At 52.4% G+C, this 25,855-nt stretch carries 22 protein-coding genes; 11 read left to right on the forward strand and 11 right to left on the reverse strand.

The window, feature by feature from the left end; genetic code table 11:
* Positions 1-5 precede the first annotated feature (5 nt).
* The 6 genes from ACO0LL_RS26460 to ACO0LL_RS26485 form a co-directional block, all read right to left on the reverse strand.
* Positions 6-986, reverse strand: a complete 981-nt coding sequence (locus ACO0LL_RS26460; protein ID WP_422953807.1) for a hypothetical protein — start codon at positions 984-986, stop codon at positions 6-8.
* 114 nt (positions 987-1,100) lie between these two features.
* On the reverse strand, positions 1,101-1,262 hold the full coding sequence (locus ACO0LL_RS26465) for a hypothetical protein (RefSeq protein ID WP_422953808.1): 162 nt from the start codon (positions 1,260-1,262) through the stop codon (positions 1,101-1,103).
* Positions 1,259-1,540, reverse strand: a complete 282-nt coding sequence (locus ACO0LL_RS26470) for a hypothetical protein (RefSeq protein WP_422953809.1) — start codon at positions 1,538-1,540, stop codon at positions 1,259-1,261. Before ACO0LL_RS26470 ends, ACO0LL_RS26465 begins: the two co-directional genes overlap by 4 nt.
* Positions 1,527-3,929: a portal protein gene (locus ACO0LL_RS26475; protein WP_422953810.1), complete on the reverse strand. Its 2,403-nt coding sequence runs from the start codon at positions 3,927-3,929 to the stop codon at positions 1,527-1,529. Before ACO0LL_RS26475 ends, ACO0LL_RS26470 begins: the two co-directional genes overlap by 14 nt.
* 8 nt (positions 3,930-3,937) lie before the next feature.
* Positions 3,938-5,185 (reverse strand): PBSX family phage terminase large subunit, encoded by a 1,248-nt coding sequence (locus ACO0LL_RS26480; RefSeq protein WP_422953811.1) that lies wholly within the window; start codon positions 5,183-5,185, stop codon positions 3,938-3,940.
* The gene (locus ACO0LL_RS26485) at positions 5,175-5,495 is read right to left on the reverse strand and encodes a hypothetical protein (RefSeq protein WP_422953812.1); all 321 of its coding nucleotides are present in this window, start codon (positions 5,493-5,495) and stop codon (positions 5,175-5,177) included. The genes ACO0LL_RS26480 and ACO0LL_RS26485 overlap by 11 nt, the downstream gene beginning before the upstream one ends.
* A 1,144-nt stretch (positions 5,496-6,639) precedes the next feature.
* On the opposite strand from ACO0LL_RS26485, the gene ACO0LL_RS26490 reads away from it, so the two are divergent.
* The gene (locus tag ACO0LL_RS26490) at positions 6,640-10,149 is read left to right on the forward strand and encodes a CHASE domain-containing protein (protein ID WP_422953813.1); all 3,510 of its coding nucleotides are present in this window, start codon (positions 6,640-6,642) and stop codon (positions 10,147-10,149) included.
* 304 nt (positions 10,150-10,453) lie between these two features.
* Here ACO0LL_RS26490 and ACO0LL_RS26495 read toward each other — a convergent pair whose 3' ends face one another.
* Positions 10,454-10,909: a hypothetical protein gene (locus ACO0LL_RS26495; RefSeq protein ID WP_422953814.1), complete on the reverse strand. Its 456-nt coding sequence runs from the start codon at positions 10,907-10,909 to the stop codon at positions 10,454-10,456.
* 371 nt (positions 10,910-11,280) lie between these two features.
* Between ACO0LL_RS26495 and ACO0LL_RS26500 the strand changes: the two genes are divergently transcribed.
* The 9 genes from ACO0LL_RS26500 to ACO0LL_RS26540 all read left to right on the forward strand — a co-directional run bounded on the left by ACO0LL_RS26500 (position 11,281) and on the right by ACO0LL_RS26540 (position 20,377).
* Entirely contained in the window at positions 11,281-13,479 is a 2,199-nt protein-coding gene (locus tag ACO0LL_RS26500) for a TonB-dependent hemoglobin/transferrin/lactoferrin family receptor (RefSeq protein ID WP_422953815.1), read from the forward strand.
* Positions 13,480-13,491: 12 nt separating this feature from the next.
* A complete protein-coding gene (locus ACO0LL_RS26505) occupies positions 13,492-14,604 on the forward strand; it encodes a hemin-degrading factor (protein ID WP_422953816.1) in 1,113 nt (370 codons plus the stop codon).
* The gene (locus ACO0LL_RS26510) at positions 14,592-15,527 is read left to right on the forward strand and encodes a heme/hemin ABC transporter substrate-binding protein (protein ID WP_422953817.1); all 936 of its coding nucleotides are present in this window, start codon (positions 14,592-14,594) and stop codon (positions 15,525-15,527) included. The genes ACO0LL_RS26505 and ACO0LL_RS26510 overlap by 13 nt, the downstream gene beginning before the upstream one ends.
* The gene (locus ACO0LL_RS26515; RefSeq protein WP_422953818.1) at positions 15,524-16,609 is read left to right on the forward strand and encodes a FecCD family ABC transporter permease; all 1,086 of its coding nucleotides are present in this window, start codon (positions 15,524-15,526) and stop codon (positions 16,607-16,609) included. The genes ACO0LL_RS26510 and ACO0LL_RS26515 overlap by 4 nt, the downstream gene beginning before the upstream one ends.
* Before the next feature lie 23 nt (positions 16,610-16,632).
* Positions 16,633-17,448 carry an ATP-binding cassette domain-containing protein gene (locus ACO0LL_RS26520; protein WP_422953819.1) on the forward strand — a complete coding sequence of 272 codons (816 nt, stop codon included), beginning with the start codon at positions 16,633-16,635 and terminating at the stop codon, positions 17,446-17,448.
* 28 nt (positions 17,449-17,476) lie between these two features.
* On the forward strand, positions 17,477-17,848 hold the full coding sequence (locus ACO0LL_RS26525) for a VOC family protein (RefSeq protein WP_422953820.1): 372 nt from the start codon (positions 17,477-17,479) through the stop codon (positions 17,846-17,848).
* A 4-nt stretch (positions 17,849-17,852) separates the two neighbouring features.
* The gene (locus ACO0LL_RS26530) at positions 17,853-18,701 is read left to right on the forward strand and encodes a ChaN family lipoprotein (RefSeq protein WP_422953822.1); all 849 of its coding nucleotides are present in this window, start codon (positions 17,853-17,855) and stop codon (positions 18,699-18,701) included.
* A gap of 43 nt (positions 18,702-18,744) precedes the next feature.
* Positions 18,745-19,017 carry a hypothetical protein gene (locus ACO0LL_RS26535; RefSeq protein ID WP_422953823.1) on the forward strand — a complete coding sequence of 91 codons (273 nt, stop codon included), beginning with the start codon at positions 18,745-18,747 and terminating at the stop codon, positions 19,015-19,017.
* Positions 19,018-19,153: 136 nt separating this feature from the next.
* The gene (locus ACO0LL_RS26540) at positions 19,154-20,377 is read left to right on the forward strand and encodes a DUF2325 domain-containing protein (RefSeq protein ID WP_422953824.1); all 1,224 of its coding nucleotides are present in this window, start codon (positions 19,154-19,156) and stop codon (positions 20,375-20,377) included.
* Between the two features lie 161 nt (positions 20,378-20,538).
* On the opposite strand, the gene ACO0LL_RS26545 is transcribed toward ACO0LL_RS26540, so the two are convergent.
* Together ACO0LL_RS26545 and ACO0LL_RS26550 are read right to left on the reverse strand one after the other, a co-directional pair.
* Positions 20,539-21,174, reverse strand: coding sequence for a hypothetical protein (locus ACO0LL_RS26545; RefSeq protein WP_422953825.1), 636 nt, complete (start codon positions 21,172-21,174; stop codon positions 20,539-20,541).
* A 304-nt stretch (positions 21,175-21,478) separates the two neighbouring features.
* Positions 21,479-22,402: a LysR family transcriptional regulator gene (locus ACO0LL_RS26550; RefSeq protein ID WP_174244994.1), complete on the reverse strand. Its 924-nt coding sequence runs from the start codon at positions 22,400-22,402 to the stop codon at positions 21,479-21,481.
* Between the two features lie 303 nt (positions 22,403-22,705).
* On the opposite strand from ACO0LL_RS26550, the gene metE reads away from it, so the two are divergent.
* Positions 22,706-25,006 (forward strand): 5-methyltetrahydropteroyltriglutamate--homocysteine S-methyltransferase, encoded by a 2,301-nt coding sequence (gene metE, locus ACO0LL_RS26555; RefSeq protein ID WP_422953826.1) that lies wholly within the window; start codon positions 22,706-22,708, stop codon positions 25,004-25,006.
* Between the two features lie 238 nt (positions 25,007-25,244).
* Here metE and ACO0LL_RS26560 read toward each other — a convergent pair whose 3' ends face one another.
* On the reverse strand, positions 25,245-25,487 hold the full coding sequence (locus ACO0LL_RS26560) for a hypothetical protein (RefSeq protein ID WP_422953827.1): 243 nt from the start codon (positions 25,485-25,487) through the stop codon (positions 25,245-25,247).
* A gap of 127 nt (positions 25,488-25,614) precedes the next feature.
* A complete protein-coding gene (locus ACO0LL_RS26565) occupies positions 25,615-25,845 on the reverse strand; it encodes a hypothetical protein (RefSeq protein WP_422953828.1) in 231 nt (76 codons plus the stop codon).
* Positions 25,846-25,855 lie beyond the last annotated feature (10 nt).

A 25,855-nucleotide genomic window follows, 5' to 3' on the forward strand; every position in this document is an offset into this window, starting at 1 on the left:
CGACCTTAAATAAATTTTGCAAAAAGGGATGCTGCGTCTTCAACTCTGCCGGATTTGGCAAGACGCTGCATGGCAGCCTGACGACCATCACCGCCGGGTGATTCGCCCACACCCGGCCTGATTACTTTTTGCGGTATGCTCGTCACACGCTTGGCTGCTGCGTTGGCTTTGGCCATCATGGCATCGTAAAGCATAGCCTTACGCCCCAACAGTACAGCCTTATGATCAGCGATACTATCGACTAACTGATGTTCAAACCCCTGCTCCAGTAAATACTGGCGAATAGCCTTACTTTCGGCTTCGGCCTTTCTGCTGTCTTTCCAGTCCGGTAGCTTGGCAAGAAGTTCTTCCTGCTGCGTATGGAGCACAGACTCCAGATGGTTTGCCTGTTCAGCCTGGGTGATATGTGCCAGGCGTTGTTGTTGCTGCATATTTTTCTGATAAGCGGCCTGTCTCCTTTGATAGAGATGCTGCTGTTTCAGATATTCAGCGGGATTATTGTCCAGCAAATGTTCCCAGTCTATCTGCTGTTGCTGGTTCAGGGCGCCTTCGATCTGAGCTGCCATCTTTTGCAGATTGCTGGCATACTCCTGGCGCTCCTGGCTGGCTCTATGGATTTCAGCTTCGGCAGCCTTACGCTGTTCAGCCACTTCCATGGTCTTTCTGGTGTAGTCAGATTGACGCAAGCCATTTTTATAGGCGTCTGCCAGCTCTGCCTTCGATAAATTAACAGTCTTGCCATCTATGACAATGGTGACAGCCTCATCATCTCCGGCATACAAGTCCGGCTCTGCGGCCTCAACGGAGGGTTCGGCAGACAAAGTATCATTCCTGTCTCTCCGGCCACTCAAATCATCCAGCACTTCCCTCTCCAGAGCCTGGGCACTTTTTTCATGTGCCTGCGGTTCAAGAAAAGCGCCCATGGCTTGCGCTGCACCATCTACATTTAAAGCACTACTTGTGGGTTCAGTTACCTGATTATCCATATTCCATCTCCAATCAATGAATGGGACTTACACCCATTCCCGGCGCCTCGCGGCGTTAAGATTTATCCGGCAGAAAAACCGCTACTGCGGCCATCCAGTGTGCCGGACCTGACACTAGATTTTTATTAATTCACCGCTATTCAGTTGGTATGCCGCCTCGCCACATGCCACCCTGACCCAACCCTTGGCTGTCTGTATCATCGCCACCGTGGGATGCGGATGAAAGGCCATGGCAACCGAATCCTTCCAGCCCTTGAAATTCTGTACCGCCTTCACCAATTCTTCAAACGATGCATCAGGCCTTGCTTGTGTTCCACTTCCAGTTGCGCCAGCTTGCCGGTTTCCAGCGTCGTATCGAGCTGGCTTTTGAGTTTCTTCAACATGGCCAGATACATCCAGAGTTTTTCCCGCCCCTCGGCGTCGCGTGCTGGTGAGTTTTTCCATTTTTCTGTGACCTCGTTTTCTATATCAGTAAAAGCCTGCTGATAGGCTTCATTCTCCAGCACTTCCCTGGCGCGGCTAGCTGCATGTACGCGTTGCTCAAATGTGCTCATCATTTGCTCCTGTCAATCCATCTGTCATCCCCGCAGTTAAACCTTCCATGCAAGCATCCGGTTGAACTTGTGGCTGCATCTTCGCTTCTGCCGCAATACGAGCGACCATCATTCTGGTTTCTGCCTCCAACTGCGCTTTCCAGCGATCAAACTCCATGCGTTGCTGAGCCAATTGTGCGTCGAGTTGTGCTTTATGCTGGCGCTCCTGCATATCATTCTGCGACTGCGCCTGCTGTTTTTGCGCCTCCAGTTGCAGTTCACGCTCACGTAGCATGGCTTCCTGTTGTAATTCGCGTTCGCGCATTTGCATGTCCATCATGTGCCTTTCTTTACTCGCCTGCATTTGCATCTGTGTTTTTTGTTGTTCGGCCTGCATCTGCATTTGTACAGGATCAGGCGGCGGTGGCGCTGGTGGTGCTGGTGGATTTTTAGCAGGGTCGCTAAAAAACTTGTCACCATTCTTAAAACCCAGCAAACGTGCCAGCTCCGAGCTGGATTGATAAATCCCTTGCGGATTCGCGATGCCTAAGGGGAAAACTTTTTCCTGCTGCGCCAGCAAAGCCATCAGATGATTCACTTTCTGGTCTTTGTTACCCAGACCTATACCGACATTGATGCTTACATCAAACTGGTTGCGCCATTCGCGCGGATCAATATCCACCCAGCCATTTGACAATCTGACTTGCGCCTTTTTATCCTGATGCTGGCATATTAATTTCAGCACCAGCTTAAACAGTTCAGTGAAGCCTTCTGCAAAATTACGAGAGATCAAATCCAGGCGCATATCTGCCTTGTTGGTGATGATATTCATCCCCTGCGCAGTCTGGTTCAAGCCATCAGAGTCATTGCCCTGGCTATAACGTGTCCAACCTGTCTTGTTTTCCAGGTCTTGCTGTATATAGTCCAGCAAACCCATGGCTTCACCTGTATTACCCTGCGCCTGGTCCAGCCTGCCTACCGCACCAGGCTGTTTGATACGTACCACGCCGCCAGGGCGTGAAGTCAGCAAATCATCCAGATTCACCTGGCCTTCGACGGCATAATATCGACCATTAACGTTCAGATACAGATTATCGAGCTGGCTGCGCAAGATGCTGGTCTTGGTCTTCTGGCTTTCCATCGCCAGATCAGCAATCGACAAACCAAAGAAGGTATGCGGCAATGGCACAGGCGTGATATCGACAAAGGGGATGAAATCTACCTCTTCATTGTCAAGCAACTCATTGCCCGCCACCGTCACCTTGCGCAATTCACTGATGCCATCGCCGTCAAAATCACAACGTACATAAGCTTCTGTAATCCAGATCTTGCGCTGGCTGTCGTCGGCATTCGTCACCTCATCCGACAGATAGGCATTTTCATCATTCCAGCTCAGTCGCTGTATGCGTTCCAGATTCAAGGCTTGCCCCTGATCTTCGCCGCTGATATTGTCCACGTTCTTGTAACCCATGGATTTCAGCTCAGACACTGTACGTTGCACTCTGTGTCCGACAAACTTGGCTGTCTGTATATCCTTGGCATTGCGAGCAATCAGAAATTCTTCAGGTGGCACATTGTCGATCTGTATCTTGCCGCCCGTCTTCACGCGCTTGCAAGTAATGTCATACAGCATTTCAGGTGGCTGTGACTGAATCTGCTGCAACTGCGCTTGCAGCTGTTGTACCGCTGGATTGGCTTGCGGGCTTGCGGGCGGATTTGCTGGCGGCATATTCGGCTGCCCAGGTGGCTGTCCGGGTTGCTGAACATTGGCCTGTGGTGCTTGAGGTGCCTGTTGCACCTGCATCGCCTGCTGCATTTGCTGACTGATTTGCAGGTTGATCTGTTCGACTGCCTCCTGACGCTGTTTGGCATCATCCTCATCCGGGTAAGCCTGCTGAGCTATCACCTCAATTTCCGGGTCATCCAGGATTTGCGCCAACTCTATCTGGTTCAAACCATTGTATTCTTCTTTCGCCTCTTCAAAGCGAGTATCCCACCACACTTTGACGATGCCATTTTTTTGTAGCAAAGCGTCCTTCATCCACACATAAGCTATCTTGTGACCATTGTTCTTTTTAAAGAACAGGTAATTGATATACTCCGTCGCTGCCTTTGCCCTGGCTTCGTCGTCCGGGTTTTGGGGTTCAAACTCGACAATCGAATCACCACCGCAAAACGTCAGCATCAATTGCGGCAGCATAGACTCTATGGTGTCACGGACATCGGTAGATACTACCGACGAACGGCCATCCACTTCTGGTGGCGACAAATCACCCACCGCCAGACCCAGATAATAATATTCCGCCTTTTGCCTGGCTTGCGACAAACGCGAAGATGAATAACCCAGGCTCTGACGCATTTCTGTCTGCACCAGTGCTTTCAATTCGTCTTGAGATAAAGCTTTAGCCATTCCATCCTCTATGCATAAGTAAATTTAGGGTAAGTCAGTTTGCCGCCCCATTCTTCATTCGACATCGTTTCTGCATTGATGCAGATATAGCGCAGGTTGTCCGCACCGTGGCTGAACTCATCATGCAAAGGCGCGCCAGCTTCATTCGTGCTTTGATTAATCACGCGGCGATAACGCTTGACGCATTCAATCAGGCGCGCAGTTTTGTCCGCATCAAACCACAGGCGTCCGAATGTCATACGCGTCAGGCGTATACCATCTTCCACACTCATGCTCGGCGTGATCGCCACATCCCAGCCCAGAGCCGTCATGATTTCTTCTGCACTCTTGCCAGTTTTGAAGTCCTTGTTGCGACCATCGTGAGGCAAAAATAATTTTCCCCAGTTCATATTTTTTTGTTTCAACAGGGCCGAGTAATAATCCAGCGTCTGATGGCTGTCTTCCAGATATTCAATCACCCGCAATTCAGAGCTTTGCCTTTGCACCAGGCTGATCGCCATCGCATCATTCCAACCCAGATCAACCACCACATGCACTTTCAGCAGGGGGTCATACGGCACATGACAAATCCTGCCCTGTGCCCCAGCCACTTCGTGGTAATAAATCGCGCCACTGACTGCCGGTTTGCATTCACCGTCCCAGATATTTTTATAAGCTTCGGGCTCGCGCTGCATGCAGGTTTGTCTTTCTCTTTCCAGCACTTCAGGGAACCAGGGATTATCCCGCCAGTTCATCAAGATAGAGACACAATCATGCGGTGGTCTTGCGACAAAACGCTGATGGGTAGGATCAGTTTCCAGCTCCGGGTTATAAGTCACCCAGATTTCTGAGCCTGCTGTGCGTATTGTCGGTATCAAAATACTCCATGACCTGTCTGACACACTCTGGCCTTCTTCTATCCACACCTTGGTGCAACCTTCAAAAGACTTGATACTGTCAGCCGTCTGGTCAGACAAACCACTGAAATAAAAACGCGTGCCATTCATACCGCGAATTTCTGATTCATACACCTGGTAGAAATGACTCAAGCCTAGCGCTGCAATCTGGTCACGCAAGAGTTGGTGCACAGATTGCTTGATCGACTTCTGCAACTCACGTGCGCATAAAATCCGCTCCACATTCTGAACACCCAGCAACAACAAGGCGCGGGCAAATCCCCAGGACTTACCGCTGCCGCGCCCACCGCGCGCCACCTTGTAGCGGGCTGGCTGGAACAAGAATTCCAGCTTTTCAGGAAACTCACATTCAATCTGCATTCGGCTTGACCAGTTTGATGGCGATATCGCTAATCAGATGTTCGCCGTTTTCTCCAGCCCCATTAACTTGCAGGGGTAAAATTTTCAGATACAACACTGTCCAGAAAGCTTTTTCATTGGTCGGGTCTTCCCTCGCCCACTGCGCCAAGCGCAGTGCACCGCCCAGTTCTTCGCCAGCTTTGGCAATCGCATCTCTGACAGTCAGTGTCGATTGACTGACTGCTTTCTTTGGTCGCCCGCGTGTCTTGGCAGCAGGCTTGGCCGTCACCTCAGATGCAACAGCAGCTCTCACAATTTTGCTTTCACTCATTTATTTTCAGGATGCCTTGCGGCTTGTCCTGCTCCAGGGTTATCGGCATTGGCCCGTCCGGGAACCATGGGCAGCGCAACTGCACAGTCTGCATAGACTGCAATTGCAGGCGCACATTCCCATGATTCCCATCAACGCCCAAAAAGATTTACCTGTCTGCTGCTTCGCGTTCAGTATGGTCAGCACTATGTGATAGGGTGATACGCTTGCAATCACAAACAGGTAAAAGCATGTGCGCCAGCACAAGCATGTCGTACGGCGCGATTCTGTCAATTTTCTGCAATCGTCAACAAGATTCATCAGCAAAATTTGCGAACAAAAATTCGTGAACAAAACGCAGAAAACAAAAAGCCCCGCTGCTTTACAGTAGCGGGGCCAGATCAACTCTAACAAATCAAATTCTTCAGGACGCAAATCGCCCTGAATAGAACTATATACTGATTATATAATCAGTGCAAATTTTTCTTAAGCTCAGGCATTCACAAGAAAACTCTCTGAAAACACAGCGCAAAAGTTTAAGAAAAATCCGTCAACTCAAAACCAAAAACCCCGCTTTTTTCAAAGCAGGGTTCGTGGTTTTTATCTGAGGGATACAACAATATGGCAACAGGACGCAGCTCGCCCTGAACAACACTATATACTGATTATTTAATCAGTGCAAATTTTTCTTATTAAATTAAAGTACGCAAACGCAGCAAGAAAACAACATCTGAATTCAGCCCGGCACACGCATTAACAAAAATAAAATAATCAATAAAAACAAGACTTTAAAAACAAAAAACCCCACTTTTCACAAAGCAGGGTCCGTTGTTTTTATCTGAGGGATACTACAGTAAGGCAATAGTGCGCAACTCTCCCTGAACAACACTATACACTGATTATTTAATCAGTACAAATTTTTCTTAAGTTTATTTTTCATGCCTATTCTCTCTATAAAAACAACTGGTGACGCAAGGAACCAAACCTGATTGGGCACACAAGCAAGCACGCAGACAAAGCGCAAATTCGTTCAGATGAATAAAATCACAATGACTTGCTTTCGGTCATATAATTATTCAAAGCAAATTTTTCGCTGTGAGGTGTTCACCATGGGGAGCCAGGTATTTTGCCCACATCGTCCTTGAACAATGTCTCCTCTCTGCTCGTGAGGAATCTGCTACTGGCCTTCGTCTATATCCTGTTTGGACGTATCGCCCTGCTGCTCGCGATTCCTCCCGGCTATGCCATTGCCGTCTTCCCACCGGCGGGCGTGGCAGTGATTGCCGTGTTAACGGGGGGATACCGTCTGCTACCTGGCGTAGCGCTGGGTTCATGCATCTTCAATCTGTGGATAGGCTGGGAAAGCCAGGGGCAATTAACGCTTACAAATAGCGGCCTGGCCCTGCTGGTTGCCGCTGGCGCCATGCTGCAGGCCATGAGTAGCGTTTATCTGCTGAAACGCTTTGTTGGCTATCCCGCTGCGCTTGATGACGAACGCCACGTTGCCCTCTTCCTGTTGCTGGCTGGACCAGTTGGTTGTCTCGTCAATGCCAGTGTCGGCATCTTTTCCCTGTTCACCCTGGGTCTGCTGCCAGTCGCAGACATGTTTGGCAACTGGCTTACATGGTGGGTCGGCGACATTCTTGGCGTTCTCATTGTCGCCCCATTGGTGATGATACTGGCGGGCCATCCGCGCACTATCTGGAAGTCGCGCGGTCTTAATGTAGGCGTGCCTTTGTTGCTGACACTATCGGTCGTTGTCTCTGTCTTTCTGTATGTACGCGAATCAGAATCCGACCGGCAAAAACAGGAATTCGACACCGAGGCCGGCCGCATGGTACAAGCCATACAGCAACGCTTCGATTTGCAGAGTGAATTACTGCGCAATCTGGAACGCTTCTTTGCCAGCACCGATCATGTCTCCAGAACAGATTTCCAAAGCTTTGTTGGCTCAACACTGCAAAGAGAAAGCACTATCATCGCAGTCGATTGGGCCCCTCTGGTCATGCACAGCGACAGAGCAAGTTTTGAGACCAGGCTGAGAAAAGAAAGCGATACCTCCTTCATTATCAAACAACGCAGCGATCAAGGGCCGCTCGCACCTGCCAGTGCGCGTGAATTTTATCTGCCTGTTGAATTTGTCGAACCTTACCTGGCCAACAAACCGGCCCTTGGTTTTGACCTGTTTTCTGAACCAGGCCGACGGGTCGCCATAGAAAGAGCACGCGACACCGGCCAAATGAGCACCAGCTCCCCAGTCAGCATCATCAATACAGACAGGGCAAAAAATGTCACTGGCAGCCTGATTTTTGCACCTGTGTATACCCGCCATCTGCCCATCTCCACGATGGAACAAAGACGTGCGGCATTTCGCGGCGTTGTGCTCAGCGTCTTGCAGGTAGATGACCTGATACGGCATGTATTCAGCGAGGATATACGCGAGCAGATTCAGTTCCGCCTGCGCGACCTCAACAGCGCCACCGGCAAGGGCGATGTCTATGACACTCTGGAAAAGAATCAGACAAGCACATCATTTCGCAGCATCATCCTGTTCGGCGACCATGAATTTGAATTCAGCGCCCAACCTTCTCCCGCCTACTGGCAACTGCACCACTCCTGGTCAGCCTGGGCCACCCTGATAGGCGGCCTGTTCTTTACCAGCCTTGTCAGCGTGTATCTACTGGTCGTCAGCGGCAATGCCTATCATATCGAACATAAGGTCACACAACGCACGCTGGAGCTGGAGGCCAGCAAAGAAGAGTTAATACGCAGTGGCCTGCTCTTGCAAACCGTCATGGAAGGGACCGAATCCTATATCCATGTGCGCGACCTTGATGGCCGCTACCTCTACATCAACAAGGAATATGAAACTGTTTTCCAGATGAAGCGCGAGCAATTGATAGGCCAGACCATAGAAGACGTTTTTCCGCCTGATCTCGCCAGAAAATACCGCAGCGCCGAACAAACCGTCATCGCCACTAAGACAGCTTTGCGTACTGAAGCAATGGTGCAGCAAAAAGACGGCATGCACACCTACCTGGTCGTGCGCTCCCCGCTCATCAATGCCGATGGCGAAGTCTTTGGTGCCTGTGGCGTAGGTACCGACATCACCCAACGCAAAAAAGATGAAGTAGCCCAATATGAAAACCTCATGCTGCTCCAGGCAGTCATGGACAGTACCGCTTCAGCAGTCTGCCTGCGCGACAAAAATGGCAACTACCTTTATGCCAACAAAGAATATGACAGGCTCTTCAAGCCTGCCAACATCACCAGCCTGATCGGCACCAGCGTCTATTATCTGTTCTCGCGCGACAAGGCAGAGCAATACATGCGCCTGTCAGAAGAAGTCGTCAGGCAGGGAACCACATACCGCACAGAAGTCGCTGTCACTGCTGGTGGCATCAACACTACCCACATCCTCATGCTCACTCCCTTGCGCAATGAGTCGGGTGAAATTTATGGTGTCTGCACGGTCGGTACCGACATCAGCCAGCGCAAACAGTCAGAAGAAGCCATTCTTGCCCTGAACTCCCAGTTGGCCGCCACCACAGCCCTGCAAAACGCCATACTCGACAGCGCCAATTTCTCCATCATTGCCACTGACACTGCTGGCCTCATACAAGTCTGGAGCAAGGGCGCAGAACTCATGCTCGGCTATTCTGCAACAGAAATGATAGGCCAGCAAACCCCGCTTTGCCTGCATGAAGCTGCCGAACTAAGCAGCCGTGCCGCCAGGCTCAGTCAAGAGTTTGATACACCGGTAACAGCCGGGTTTGCAGTATTTGCCCTGCGCGCCTTACATGGCATGGCCGATGAAAGCGAATGGACATACAAGCGCAAAGACGGCAGCCACCTGCCCGTCATGCTCTCGGTCACCGCGCTCAGGGACAGCGAGGGAGAGATCTCCGGCTTCCTCAATATTGCCTACGACATCACCGAGCGCAAAAAAGTCGAGATCATGAAAAATGAATTCATCTCTACCGTCTCGCACGAATTGCGCACCCCACTGACCTCCATACGCGGCGCACTGGGTTTGCTGATGGGCGGCGCACTCGGTAAAATGCCAGAGAGTGCAGAAAAAATCCTTGACATCGCCACCAAGAATTGCCAGCGCCTGGTCAGAATGATCAATGACATTCTTGACGTAGAAAAAATTGAAGCGGGCAAGATGGAATTCAATTTCGCACAGGTACATTTGATTCCTGTGCTGGAGCAAGCCATTGCTGCCACGGTTTCTTATGCAGAACAGCACCAGGTCAATCTCAGGCTGCAGACAGAAGTCAAAGACGACATCGTCAGGATAGACACAGACCGTATCACCCAGGTCCTCATCAACCTTCTCTCGAATGCCGCCAAGTTTTCCCCTCAAGGTGCCACTGTCGATGTGCTGCTGACATACCAAACAGGCCAATTGCGGGTCGCTATCATCGACCAGGGCATAGGCATAGCCGATGAATTCCGTGAACGTATATTTCAAAAATTTGCTCAGGCAATATCGTCCGACTTCAACAAAAAAAGCGGCACTGGTCTGGGCCTGAGCATTTCCAAAGCCATCGTCGAACACCATGGCGGGCAGATTGGTTTTACCAGCGTCATCGGCCAAGGTAGTGAATTTTTCTTTACCCTGCCCGTTGATATCGAAGCTGCAAGTCGACAAAAAGTAAATCTAGCCTGAAAAAATATCGCCCCGACGGCTGCCCCAAATAAGGCTTGAGCATCGCAATAAATTTACAAGGCGTTGCATAACCCAAGGTATCGGCAACTGTGGCTAATGCATCGCCAGCAGCAAGGTGTTCCAACGCGTTCAAAAGTTGCTCCTGCTGACGTCACTGTTCTGGTCAGAACAAATAAGCACACCGAGCTTATTATTTACTCACGTACCGACTATCAAGCAACATTATCAATATAAAAGTGTCAACACCTGGTGACAGTCAAAAACGACACAGTGATTCGACATGATATCGCTGATACTCACCTGCCTAATCAGGTTGCGGCGAGAACTCGAGTATGAAAGTTTTTTTCCCATCGTTGACGCTAACTAATTTTCGTTCCGCAATCCTCCTGTTCCAATTTTGAGTGCGACCGCCAAACATATCTGGAGAAAATGATTCAATCAAAATGTCTTTTTCTACCTTGAATGTGCCAGCGGAGCAACTTGGATCATAGTCTCCAACATGCGGTGCACGACCACGCTTAGCAAGTGCCCAGAGATCGTCGGTAACAGTTTCTGTGAAAGCCCAGAAATCAAACGGGTGATCGCGGTAACAGCTAATCCAATCGCCATTGGCGTAGTAGCGCATGTAATGAAAACGAACACCATGCATGCGCACACCAGCATGCCACTCCTCCCATTCTTGAGCACCAGATGCATAAAAACCATCAAATAAAACAAATGCACTCACTATCGGCGTCTTGCGGAACTTGAACCAAACCATTATTGGGTCCTGAGCTTATAAATTGCAGTTAATAGGGATTCATTGCATGGAGATTCAGTAGCTTGAGTATGCTTAGATTCTATATCGCTTTGCCAACGTAATAAGAGGGTCATATCAGGCAGAGGCAAAAGAGCGCAGCAGAATCTAGAAAAAAACCAACAAAGAAAACTTCAAATGCACTTGCGACTGAGAATGATTCTCATTTATAATAAACTCGATTAAAATATATTAGTCGTAAAAACTCCCCTTTTTACGATGCTCCCAGCCTCAAGCACGGTGCAATGTCCGTGCGGGTTATGGAGTTGACCATGATACGCACAAGCCAGTCGCCGCTAGCCAGTGTTCAATTTTTCTAATTATTAGGAAACACGATGCTAAGCAAGACGCAAATCGCCCTGGCGCTGGGTATGGCATGGGGCATGGCTCCGGCAACTACTTTTGCACAAACTCCCGGCCCGGTCCCACCAACAGAAGCAACTACTCTCAAAGACATTACTGTCACCTCTACGCGTACCGCCAGGACAGTCGATAGTGTACCCAATACCGTCACCGTCATCCCTGCTGCCAGGATAGAGCAAGAAGGTGGTCGCGACATTAAGGACCTGTTCCGCAATGAACTCGATATCAGCGTGCGCGTTGCCCCTACCCGCTTTACAGCAGCTGGCAGCTCCACTGGACGCGCTGGTAATGAAGGCATTAATATTCGCGGTCTGGAAGGTAATCAGGTCTTGATGTTGGTTGATGGAACGCGTGTACCAGGTAGTTTTTCGTTTGGCGCATTTGCGACAGGCCGTGGTGATTTCCTTGAACTTGATGGCATCAAGGCAGTAGAAATTTTGCGTGGCCCCACCTCCACACAGTTCGGTAGTGATGGTCTGGCTGGTGCAGTCAGCTTCCGCACGCTGGACCCGTCTGATCTGCTCAAAAAAGGCCAGTCTTTTGGCGGCTTCGTGCGTTCTGGCTATGCCACAGTAGACCGCTCATGGCGCAATACCGCCGCTATCGCTGGCGACAACGGTAGCTGGCAAGGTTTGCTGCTGGTCAGCGACCGCCGTGGTCATGAAACAGAAAACCGTGCAGACAATGACGCAAAAAACGTCAACCGCACCAAACCAAATCCAGTGGATTTCAATGCCCAATACCTGCTGGGTAAAGCAATCTTCAAAATCGATGGCAACCAGCAAATCGAAGCCAGCGTAGAAGCACAAAAACGCACGCAGGATACTGATGTTTATTCAGCCCGCGCCGTACCGCCACTGGCATCCACAAGTACCCTGGACCTGGATACCCGCGACAAGGTAGAACGCAATAAACTCAGTCTGGCGCATCGCTATAAAAACCTGAATTCCAGCTGGTTGCACAATGCCGAGACACGCCTGTACTGGCAAGATGCCAAGGTCAGCCAATACTCTGCCGAAGACAGAAACACCGCCGCTGACCGCACCCGCGACAATCACTACAACACCAAGATCGTCGGCTTGTCCAACATCATGGAAAGCAATTTCTCCGGTGCTGTTGAACAAAAACTCAGCTATGGCTTTGACTGGAACCGCACAGAAGTCACTGGCCTGCGCGATGGCACGGTAGCACCATTTGGTGAAACTTTCCCAGCCAAGCCTTTCCCTGATACGACTTACACAGTTACAGGCGCCTTCATCCAGGATGAAATCGAAGCGGGCAAGCTGAGCATCATCCCCAGCCTGCGTTATGACCATTACAAACTCGCTCCATCGAGTGCAGGTTACACGGGCGGCGCAGTCGCAACCCTGTCTGACAGTGCAGTCACACCACGCCTGGGTGTGGTATGGCAACTCGACACTGCCTTTGCGCCTTACGCACAATTCGCCAAGGGCTTCCGCGCACCGACACCAGACCAGGTCAACAATGGTTTCACCAACCTGGCATCCGGTTACACCAGCGTAGGCAATTCACAACTGAAAGCAGAACGTGCAGACAGCTTTGAGATTGGCTTCCGTGGCAAGGTGCAGGGTTTGCGCTATTCCTTCGCCGCATTTGACAATAGCTACAAAGACTTCATCAGCCAGCAAGTAGTACGCGGCACAGGCACTGCAGTCGATCCGCTGGTATTCCAGTACATCAACCTGGCCAAGGCGCAAATCCGTGGTGCAGAAGCACGTGCAGAATTGCAAATCGACAGTAACTGGCAAGCCACTGCCGGTGTCTCCTACACCAAGGGCGACAGCGAAGTTGCTGGCGTAAAAACACCCCTCGACACCATCAACCCGATGAAATTCCTAGCAGGCGTGCGCTATGACACAGCAGCCTGGGGTGCGCGTGCACAATTCCAGCACCATCAAGGCAAGCAGCTCGACAGAATCGCACCAGCAGCGACAACACAGTTTGCACCAGGTTCTTACCACGTCGTTGACCTCGGCGTGTACTGGAAGCCCATGCCTAACCTGACAGTCAATGCCAACCTCAACAATGTCTTTGATACCAAGTACTGGGCCTGGTCTGATGTACGCGGCCTGGCTGACAACACCAACGTCAAAGATGCTTACACCGCCCCTGGCCGGAATGCCCAGGTATCAGTTCGTTACGACTTTTAAGAAGGAATCGTCATGCCAGCCCAACATTTGAACCCGCAGCAAAATGCTAAAGTACGTGAAGAATTCGCCAGCATGCGCCGCGAGAAAAAAGCCAGACATCGTGACATCGCCGAAACCCTGGAGATCAGTGAAGGCGAGCTGATCGCCGCCCATGCAGGCACAGCAGCCATAGAAAGCAACTGCCTGCTGCGTGCCACCTGCCTGCGCGCAGAGTGGCCAGAAATCATTGCCGCGGTAGAAAGCCTGGGCGAAGTCATGGCCCTGACCCGCAATCCTTCCTGCGTCCATGAAAAAACGGGCACCTACAGTAAAATCAGCCACAACCACCATGTCGGCTTGGTGCTGGCTGGTGAAATCGATTTACGGATTTTTTATCAGCAATGGGCGTTTGGTTTTGCCGTGACAGAGCAAACAGGAAGCGGCGAAGAGCCCAGCGAGCAAAAAAGCCTGCAATTCTATGATGCTACCGGCACTGCCATCCACAAGATTTTCATTAAGCCACAAAGCAATATAGAAGCATATGAAGCCCTGGTCGCCAGCTTTGCCGCTGTTGAACAGCAAACCGGTATCCAAACAAAAGACGCCGCAGAAAAACTGCTGGAACTGGCTGACAAAGACATCGATGTCACTGGCTTCCGTCAGGCCTGGGCATCTTTGCGTGATACTCATGAGTTCTTTGGCCTCATGAAAAAATTTGCCGTGACACGCACCCAGGCATTGCGCGTGGCTGATGCCCAGTTTGTCCAGCAAATTGATGTCAGCAGTTGCCAGGACCTGTTGCAGGCAGCCGCTGCCGAAGCCGTGCCTATCATGGTATTTACCGGCAATGCCGGCATGATACAAATCCACTCCGGCCCGGTCAGCAAGATTGCCAAAATGGGCCCATGGGTGAATGTGCTTGACCCACGCTTCAACCTGCATCTGCGTGAAGACCATATCGCCAGTGCATGGGTCGTCAAAAAACCAACCACGGATGGCCTCGTCACTTCACTGGAATTGTTTGATGCCGATGGCGAAACCATCGCCATGTTCTTTGGTGAACGCAAACCCGGCAAACCAGAACTCTGCGAATGGCGCGCACTGATCGACAACCTCTTGTCAGAAAGCCAGACATGCGCAGCATAAGCACAACAAATCACCTGCGCAGGCAGGCTTTGATGCAACTGGCAGGTTTGGCGGGCTTGGCTGGTTCCAGCCTGTTGCCATCCTTTGCACTAGCCGCAACTGGCAAAGGCAAACAGCGCATCATCAGCGTAGGCGGAGCAATCACCGAGATCATCTTCGCCCTCAATGCCAGCAATGACCTGGTTGCCGTTGATACCACCTCCAACTTCCCTGAGGGTGTGCAAAAACTGCCTAATGTTGGTTATGCCCGCGCCCTGTCGGCAGAAGGTGTGCTGGCCCTGGCGCCAACGCAAATCATCGCCAGCGAAGATGCAGGCCCGCCTGCCGTGATACGCCAGCTGACATCCTCCGGCATCCCGCTGGCGGTCTTGCCTGCGCATCACAAGTTTGAAGGCGTGCTCGACCGCATCAAGCAAATCGGTGAACTGACTGGCACACAAGCCCAGGCAGCTACCCTGATGCAAAGCCTGCAGCAGGAATGGACCAGGGTCCGTACACCGATAGAGCAGCGTAAGGGCAAAGGCCCCAAAGCCGTATTCATCCTGGCTCATGCTCCTAACCAGATCATGGTGGCAGGTCGTGAAACCGCTGCCCATGCCGTGCTTGAATATGCAGGTGCCAGCAATGCGCTGACTACGGCCAATGGTGGCAACGGCAGCAGCGGTTTCAATGGTTACAAGCCTTTGACACCAGAAGCCATGATCGCTGCCCAGCCCGACATCATCCTCGTGACTGACCAGGGCCTCAAAGCCTCGGGCGGCATAGAGTCTGTGCTGAAATTGCCGGGTGTGGAACAAACACCGGCAGGCCGCAAGCGCCGCGTGCTGTCACAAGAAGCCATGCTCATGCTGGGCTTTGGGCCGCGCCTGCCATCGGCAATCAGCCAGCTTGACAGCGCCATCACCCGGGCCATGCAGGCATGAAAGCCTCGGTAGCCGTGTCTGGTGAATTGCCACCAAGTTTGCAGGCAAAGCTTTTGCAAGGCGGCAGGCCTGGCCTGCTGCTGGTGCTGAGTATCTCCCTGCTTGCCGCTTTGCTGCTGAGTGTGCAATTCGGTGCAGTGCCTGTCAAATTGCAAGACTGGCTGACCCTGCTAGACTTCAGCGACGACCAGACGCTGACAGGTAGCAGCTATGTCTTGTGGAATATCCGCCTGCCACGGGCCCTGTTTGCCGTGCTGGTTGGTGCAGCACTCGGCATGTCAGGCGCATTGACACAAGGCTTGTTCCGCAATCCGCTGGCAGATCCCAATTTGCTGGGCATTACTGCCGGTGCTGCTGCTGCTGCGGGTTTGAGTATCGTTGTCCTGTCAGGCATGCACTTGCCTATCCCCATATCCTGGCGTATGTGGATTTTGCCGGTCACTGCGTTCAGCGGTGCCTTGCTGGTTTGCTTTGCACTTGATCGTGTGGCGCGCTGGATTTCACCTGGCTCTATCGTTGGCCTGCTGCTGACAGGTATTGCCCTCAATGCCCTGGGTGCTGCCGTGTTGGGTCTGTGCACTTACCTGGCAACTGACGAGCAATTGCGCAACCTGAGTTTCTGGACCCTGGGTTCTCTGGCAGGCGCAAGCTGGCTGGCTGCTGGCTTGTTACTGGCATTGCTGTTGCCAGCCTGGTGGTGGGTCAGGCGCATGATCAGCGCCATGAATGCCCTGGCACTGGGCGAAGCTGCGGCTGCCCATGTCGGCATCGATGTGCGCCGCCTGCGCACCCAGGTCATTGTCCTGGTCGCTGTACTGACCGGGTTTGCCGTAGCCTGGTGCGGCATGATAGGCTTCATCAGCCTGGTTGCACCGCATCTGGTACGCACCATGGGTGGGCCAGATCAAAGACAGGTGATACCACGCTCCATGCTCATGGGTGGTTTGCTCTTGCTGCTGGCCGACACCGTGGCGCGCTGCATCGCCATCCCGACTGAAGTACCAGTGGGTATTTTCACCGCCCTGCTGGGCAGCCCTTTCTTTTTGATCCTGCTGCGTAATGCACGTGGTCGCTTAGCCTGAATCGTATGTATGAGAAACGCATCATGTTAATGAAAACCACCACACAACAGGGTTTGCTCCAGCTTGACGCCGTCTGCGCCAGGCTGGGAAAGAAAGACTTTGGGCCTTTTAACCTGAGCATAGCCAAGGCAGAAAAAGTCGCCATCCTTGGCCCCAGCGGCGCAGGCAAATCCACGTTGCTGAAACTGCTGTCCCGTGAATTGAAATCCACAAGCGGCGACATCGCTTTCCAGTCACGCCCGCTGGCAAGCTGGTCCTTGATGGAACTCAGCCGCCTGCGTGCCGTCCTGCCGCAAAACAGTGACGTGGCCTTTGGTCTGGAGACTGATCTGGTCATCAGCCTGGGCCGCGTCAGCCGTGCACATGACCCTGAACTGTCCAACATCGTCAGGCAGGCCGCAGGCATGGCGCATGCAGCCCATTTGCTGGGCCGCCGCTTTGACAGTCTCTCTGGCGGTGAACAGGCACGCATACAACTGGCGCGCATCTTTGCCCAGCTGTGGGATCAGCGCGATGGCCTGATACTCGTCGATGAACCGCTGGCAGCGCTCGACCCCGGCCTGCAATTTGACCTGCTCGCCAGTCTTGAAGAATATGCGACAGAACGCCAGCATGCCATTGTCGCCATCCTGCATGACATCAACCATGCGATGCAGGCGTTCGAACGTCTGCTGTTAGTCAAGAATGGCCAGCTCGTCGCCGATATCGCCAGCAACCGTGAAGCAGTACCAGCGCTGGAAGACTTATACAATATTGCTCTGACTTGCATGCACAATGAAGAAGGTGATTTGCTGGTCACCCCCTTGCGCGCTTCATCCCGCGCCAGAAAAAGCGCATAGCAAACAATATTGTCGAATGAGAGAGATCATGCAAAAACCAAAGATGCAAGAAATCAAGGCCTTTGTGCCTGCCAAAAATTTTGAAACTTCCCTGGCCTTTTATCAAGACCTGGGCTTTGAAGTCGTCTTTAGTGAAGATGGCATTGCCCATCTCAAATATGCACAATGCAGCTTCATGCTGCAAGAGTTCTATGTCGCTGATCACACCAATAATTTCATGATGCATATCCTGGTCGATGATGTCGGCATCTGGCACGAGTTCATCGTCTCATCCGGCATTGCAGAAAAATACCAGGTGCGCCTAACCCCAGTCGTTGAACAGCCTTATGGCATGTGCGACTTCACACTCACAGACCCTAGCGGTGTTCTGTGGTTCATAGGCCAGAATATGGATACTTGAGACAATGCGTAAATCAAACCTGCTCATCGCTGTGATCACCGCCAGCCTTTTATCAGCATGCGCGACCCAGGCTGAAAAACCAGTCAGTGGCAGCAAGATATTGTTATTGGGCGAAGTTCACGACAATCCAGATGGACATGCCCAACGCTATGCCGACCTGCAAAAACTGGTTGTCGCAGGCTGGCGTCCCGCCATCGCCATGGAACAGTTCGACCGCGAAAACCAAGCAGAACTCACCCAGGCACAGGCAACTTGCACTGATGCAGACTGCATCATCAGCAAAGTCGGCAACAAGCGCTGGGAATGGCCGCATTATCGACCCGTGATCCAGCTCGCCATCGATTACAAGCTGCCGCTGCTGGCAGCCAACCTGTCCCGTAGCGATGCTGCCCGCGTCATGCGTGAAGGCTATGCAGCCGTGCTCGACAAGAACACCATCGCCAGCTACAAGCTCGACCAGCCTTTGCCTGTCGTGGTAGTCGATGGCCAGCGTGCTGCCATGGAAAGTGGCCATTGCGGCAAGATGCCAGACAATATCGTCCCCAGCATGGTCAGGGCGCAAGTCGCGCGTGACGTCGTAATGGCCAAGATCGTCACTGAAAACGCCGACCGCGGCGTCGTCCTGCTGGCTGGCAATGGCCACGTCAGGCGTGACCTGGGTGTGCCGGTATGGCTGCCTGCCAGCCAGCAAGCCAACCTGCAAATCCATGGCTATGTAGAAACAGATGACAGCAAATCGGGAGGCGCGTCTATTGCGTCAACTGCGTCCATCTATGACGTCAGCCATGTCGTCAAGACACATGCCCGCCCCGATCCATGCCTGAGTATTCAAGCACCTAAAAGCTCAACTTAGAATCCAACTTAGAACCCAACTTAAGCCTAGCGCAGAGGAACACATGAAACATCAGCCATCAGCCAACGCTTGCCAGCACCTCGGTCTGGCCTCAAGCAAAGTCGGCGAAGTCATGATCTGCCCTGAATGCGGGGTAGTCCATCTGTCTTTGAACCATGTGTCCCTGCGCTTTGATGTCGAGGCTTTCCGTATCCTCGCCTATATGCTGGCAGAAGCGCAGTTGAACATAGAAAGCTATGATGCGCGCCTGCCAAAAACCCCGGAAGCGCCTCACGTCACCGGCTTTGAAATAGCACCGGGTAAAAAAATGCATTAACCCGATTTATGCAAAATCCTTGCAGCATGGCGACAGTGGGCGTTCATCAGCTCGCACAGTTCGCGACGAAATGTCTGCAATATCATTTGGGCTGTTTTGCATAAGTCCTCACTAATAGCATCAAGAGGAGTACCGTATGTGTGAACATGACAAACATAGTATTGCATTAACACCAGAAGCCACACCGGCAGGTTCACGCCGTCGCCGCATCTGGGATTTGACGCATGAATGCCATTGCCCCGTCGTCGGTGTCTGCATACCACTAACGACCTTGCGACGCATCGTCAACAAAGCCATGAATGGCCAGGCCATTGCCGAAGACTATGAAATCCATGTCGGCGCGATTGCAGAATGTGGCCGCCGCAATCGCCTCTCAGAAGCCATACAGCAAGAGCTGGAACAGCGCTATGCCCGCACCATACAGGAATTCCGCGCAGCAAAAACAGTAGAAGCCGTCACCCGCCTGTGGCTGGCCGCCATCGACAAAGGTGATGTTGCCGGAGCGTTCTGGGCCGCACTGACACACCCGCGTTGCGACGCCGATTTGCAAGACGGCTTATGCCGCGACATGCACATGCTGCAACACCAGGCTGGTGCCAGCGTGCGCATAGATATCGCTCGCTTCAATGCACTCGTCGAACAAAACAAATTGCTGACCCGCGAACTGGGCCGCGTGCAGGAAAGACATAACCGCGCCCTGGCTGAGAAAACCCGCGAGATAGAAAAACAAAATACCCAGTTGATACAACTGCGCGCAGAAAGCATAGGCAAGGACAGCAGCATCCATTTCCTCAGTTGTGACATCACCGCGCTGAAAGCAGAAATCCCCGAACTGGAAACCCGCCAGCGCCTGCTCAAGAAAATCGAGCAGATGGCGGAGCGCCAAACCGAAACAGAAAACCAGGTACGCGAGCTAAAACAAAAACTCGCAGAAGCCAGCAAAGCCGCCGCCGACATACAAGAGCAGGCAGCAGAACAAAGCAGGCAACAACCAGAAGAAAAAGTCTACCCCATCGCCCTGCACCTGAAGCAAAAAACAGTCTTGTGCGTAGGTGGCCGCAGCGGCAATGTCCCCACCTATCGCGACCTCATAGAGCGCATAGGCGGCCGCTTCGCCCACCATGACGGTGGCCTCGAAGACAACCAGAGCCTGCTCGACGCTAGCCTGGCCGCCGCCGACCTCGTCATCTGCCAGACCGGCTGCATCAGCCACACCGCCTACTGGCGCGTCAAGGATTTCTGCAAACGCACCGGCAAACGCTGCGTCTTCGTAGAAAACCCCAGCGTCTCATCACTGGCACGCGGGCTGGAAAAATTCTCGGAAGATGAAGCCGCACACACAGAAATGGCCAGTCAATAAAACCAGCGCAATCCTCTGTAGGAGCGGCTTCAGCCGCGAACAGCAAGTGCGGCAATGGCCAGCACTGTACACGACTCATGCAGCAAAGTGTTCGCGGCTAAAGCCGCTCCTACCAAAAACATCTAGCCTATGGCATTTTTCAACGCCTTATTGATCACAGGTCAGTTCTTTTTAATCGCGCCTCTCAAAAGCTCGGTCGGAAAGATATCCGTCATAAGAACCATCGCTTTTTCTTTTTTTGCGTTTTCTATCATTGCGCCCAAAACACCACCGACAATACCACCAGTGGCTCCTGCTGCAACTGGAGAGGCACCGTTAGGATTGCTCAAGGCAATTTGTGTCGCAACTGTTGAAATGTCACCTGATGATCCACTGGCAGGCGAACGATAGCGGCTGCCCGAAAATTCATGAGAATAAATTTTTGATAAAGACTTTGATGCAGGATCGCGTGGCAACCAAAATCCACCATCACGCGTATCCACAATCTTATTGTCCTTCGTATTGATCAGCACCACGCAATCGTCAGGACCACGATAATAAACCCCACCTTCCGCCTCAAAGACCGGCACGTACACTCCTTTTGTTACACCAACAGCCAAACCAGTATTCCAGCCCAGACGTGTTTGTAAACTGACGTCTTTATCCAACTCAATAGATGGACGGCCTGGTATAGAGGGCTTTAGACTGCTCTTGGAAACATAAGGAAGGTGCCCACACCCACCAAGTGCGAGAATGAAAAAAAATAAAACAAATTTGCGAATGATCGTGTTCATTAAGATGAGAGAGTAAAGAGGCATGAATGCACTGATTGAAAAGTCATGTTTTTTTGGCTATCAACATAGCCAGGCGGAGTATGCCAGCTTATTAATTCCAGCGCCATGCCTTGTGTCTGAAGCAAAAACTCCTTGGTGTACAAGTGGCTCTAGCGGCAATGTGAAAAATGACCGTGACCTCACACAAAACAAATCTGTCCGGTTATGCGCAGCTTTGCTGCTAATAGCAAATGCGACAAAGCTAGTGCTGCGTCATAGCCTGTGCAGCAAAGTGCTCGCGGCTAGAGCCGCTCCTACAAATAGCCAGACCTGCCTATCAACAATGCACTCAAATCAACTCTATACTCTGCAAATTCAAATAACTACTCTCCCGTATCGTCGTCACAAAATCACTGAGATACGCCTTGGCAGACAAATCCGGCAGGCAGGCTGCATACAGTCTGCCTGTCAAACCATCCGCGGTAATGCGCTTGGGCAGTACATAATCGCGGTTCACATAATTTTGCGCGGCCCACACCGGCAGGGTGGCAATGCCGCGCTTGCTGGCGACCAGTTGCAGCATGGCGACTGTCAGCTCTGTCGTGCGGCGTGTGGTATCTATCCCGGCGGGCTTCAAGACCTGGCGTACCACGTCCAGCATTTCATCCGGCACGGGGTAGGTAATCAGGGTATCCGTCGCAAAATCTTGCGCCACCAGATAATCGCGCGTTGCCAGCGCATGGTCTTTGGCGATCAAGGCAATGATCTCGAAGCGGAACAAGGGGTGATAAGCCACGCTCTCATCGGCATCCATTTCTGACACGATGGCCACATCCGCCTTGTGACTGTATAACAGCCCTACAGGGTCTGCCTGGAAACCCGAGACGATATCCAGCTCCACCTCAGGCCAGCGCTGGCGGAACAGATCCATCGCGGGCATGAGCCAGTCAAAGCAGGTATGGCATTCAACCGCTATGCGCAATTGCCCCGCCACACCTTGGGCCATGCGTGCCAGGTCGCGCTCGCAATTGGCCACCTGCGGCAGGACACTGTCTGCCAGCTGCAGCAGGCGCTCACCCGCAGGCGTGAAGCGTATAGGTGTGGTCTTGCGCTCGAACAAGGGTGTGCCGTGATGTTCTTCCAGCAACTTGATCTGGTGCGACAGCGCTGATTGCGTGACATTCAACAGAACCGCCGCACGCAATAAATTACCAGACTCGCGCAGGGCATGCAGGGTTTTCAGGTGGCGTAGCTCTAATATGGATTGCATGATCGCTGAGCCTTGCAGGCCCCATTATGAATAAAATTCAAGATGATTCTTAAAATATGTCGTTTGAATCATAGTCAATTCTAACCCATCATGCTAGCACCCATAGGACTTTTGCAAAATTGTCCCAGCAAGGCTAACGCCTTTAGGAAACATCCCTTGCAAGGGATGTCCGTTTCGTCGGCAGACAATATATTGTCTGAAACCCCGACTACACCGCAGCGACGAAGACAGTACTTTAGTACGGCTAGGAGCTGCAACGCAGCTGGGGCGGTTTTGCATAAGTCCTCCCACGATAGGAGAAATGAAATGACAACAGCACACACCCTGGGCTTCCCCCGCATCGGCGCCCAAAGAGAATTGAAATTCGCACAAGAATCCTTCTGGCGCGGCGATATCACCGAAGCCACCCTGCATGAAACCGGTGCCGATTTGCGCGCCCGCCATTGGGCTTTGCAAAAGCAGGCTGGCCTCGATTTTGTCAGCGTTGGTGACTTTGCCTGGTATGACCAGGTCTTGAACACCCTGGCCTTGCTGGGCGCCCTGCCTACGCGCTTTGGCTTTGATGCAAAAAAACTGAGCCTGGCAGACTACTACGTCGCCGCCCGTGGTAATCCCCAGCACTTTGCGATGGAAATGACCAAATGGTTTGACACCAACTACCATTATCTCGTACCAGAGTGGACAGCCGACACCAGCTTTGATGGTGGCACAGACTGGCTGTTTGAAGAACTGGCACAAGCCCAGTCCCTGGGCCACAAAGCCAAAGCCACCCTGGTTGGCCCCCTGACCCTGCTCTACCTTGGCAAGATCAAAAATGGCCTGGATATTAAACTCGATTTGCTACCCAAAATCATCCCCGCCTACCAGCGCCTGCTGGCACGCCTGCAAGAGCAAGGCGTTGAATGGGTGCAGATAGATGAACCTATCCTGGCACTGGACCTCGACAATGCCTGGCTGGATGCCTTTGTGCTGGCCTACAATGCCCTCGCACAAAACACACCCAAGTTGCTGCTATCGACTTACTTTGAATCAGTGCAGGAACGCGCCGCCCTCTTGCATGCCCTGCCTGTCGCTGGCATTCACCTGGACCTGGTACGCGCTCCTCAGCAACTGTCTGTCCTGCTGGCCAACTGGCCGCAAGACCGCGTATTGTCCGCCGGGGTCATCGATGGTCGCAATATCTGGCGGGCAGACCTGACAGGCTTGCTGGCCAGCCTGCAAACCGCCCACGCCCAATTGGGCGACAACTTGTGGCTGGCCGCAAGCTGCTCCCTTCTGCACGTACCGGTGGATCTCGCAGCGGAGACAGCACTCGATGCAGAAACCCTGAGCTGGCTGGCTTTTGCCACCCAAAAACTTGATGAAATCGTCGCCCTCAAGCAAGCCCTGAATGGCAATGCTGCCAGCGTCGCCCAGCAATTCAAGGCTGCAGAGCAGGCTGTCACCAGCCGCCGCACCTCAGTACGCATCCACAACCCCATCGTACAAAAACGCCTGGCCTCGGTTACAGAACAGGATGTCACCCGCCATAATGCTTTTGCAGGTCGCATCAGCGAACAGCAAAAGCGTTTTGCGCTGCCCCTGTTCCCAACCACCAGCATAGGGTCCTTCCCGCAAACCAAGACCATACGCCAGGCCCGCGCAGCGTATAAACGTGGTGACTTGTCGCATCTCGAATACCTCGAAGCCATGCGCGCAGAAATCCGCCTGGTCGTTGAGCAACAAGAAAAGCTCGACATCGACGTACTGGTGCATGGCGAACCAGAGCGCAATGACATGGTTGAATATTTCGGCGAACAACTCTGGGGCTATGGCTTCACCCTGAACGGCTGGGTACAAAGCTATGGCTCACGCTGCGTCAAACCGCCCTTCATCTATGGTGATGTCTATCGCCCGGAAGCCATGACAGTCAGCTGGAGCGAATACGCCCAAAGCCTGACTGCCAAAACCATGAAAGGCATGCTGACCGGCCCCGTCACCATGCTGCAATGGTCCTTCGTGCGCGACGACCAGCCACGCTCCACCACCGCCCTGCAAATCGCCCTGGCCCTGCGTGATGAAGTTGCCGACCTCGAAAAAGCTGGCATAGGCATGATACAGATAGACGAACCAGCCTTCCGCGAGGGCCTGCCGCTGAAACAGCAAGACTGGTCCGCCTATCTCGACTGGGCTGTGCGTGCCTTCAAGCTGAGTTCAGCCGCCGTCAGGGACGATACGCAAATCCATACCCACATGTGCTATTCAGAATTCAACGACATCCTGCCATGGATAGCCGCCATGGATGCTGACGTCATCACCATAGAAACCTCACGCTCGGACATGGAATTACTCGACGGCTTCGGCGAATTCGCCTACCCGAATGACATCGGCCCAGGCGTGTATGACATCCACTCACCACGCGTACCCAAGGTCAAAGAAATGCAAAGGCTACTGCAAAAAGCCCGCAGCGTACTCCCCGATGCCCGACTCTGGGTCAACCCCGACTGCGGCCTCAAAACCCGCGACTGGCCAGAGACGATAGCTGCGCTGGAAAACATGGTGCAGGCAGCCAAGTTGCTAAGGGCAACCGTGGCGGCAGATGATGAAGAGCATCAGGACTGCTGCTGATAAAGACAGACCAGGCAGTTTGAAATAAAGCCCGGGCGCATCTCAGCTTTTGATGAGAGGCGCCCGCCTGCATTGAAGCGCAAAGCCCACCATCATGTAGGAGCAGCTTCAGCCGCGAACAAGCTTTACCGTAACGCCAAAATCCCGCAAGTCAGCAATTGCCCCTATCCTCGCGGCTAAAGCCGTTCCTGCAAGCGGTGCAATCGCCATCTGATGAGTGAGTAATAGCCGTTCAACTTCAGAAAACCTCATCTGCGATCCCTTCATCCACACGCGGAATACCTGATACCTTGGTAAAAACGTCCCATTCCACGATATCAATGCGACTTAATACATGGTATATTTTTTCTGTCATGCTCACATTACAGCTATGCTGTTGATGTGCCTGAACCGGAAAACAATGCTGATCAACAGCCAAATTTATGCAATGAGCCTTATCCCACGTCATACTTGTCCGCAGCGTCATAGCGATATTTTCCATATGCTGTCTCGCCTTGTTTACGTCTGCAAGTCGCGCTGAAGTGCCTCCGCTTAAAGCCGCTGTGCTTGATGCCATGCCATTCAAATTTGAGGCTCAAGTAATCTCTGTAAGCTCAAAAACCCTGGCGTCAGACAACTGCAAAACAGAAGTCAGATTTGAGCTTACGGCAAGCAAAGTCAAAGACATGGGCACTCAGCACATTCCTGATGAATTCAAACTGATTGGCAGTGCCTTCAGTTACCATTCCGGTTGTGTTGGCCCAGGCGGCATGCGCATTTTTTAATTCATCAAACCAGGTGAGCACATCCTGATCCATGCGAACAGCAAAGCTACGGACGACAGCTTCGAACTTACTCATTATTCGCAAG

The organism is Undibacterium sp. TC4M20W (assembly GCF_049340245.1).
In the GTDB taxonomy this organism is placed as follows: Bacteria; Pseudomonadota; Gammaproteobacteria; order Burkholderiales; family Burkholderiaceae_D; genus Undibacterium.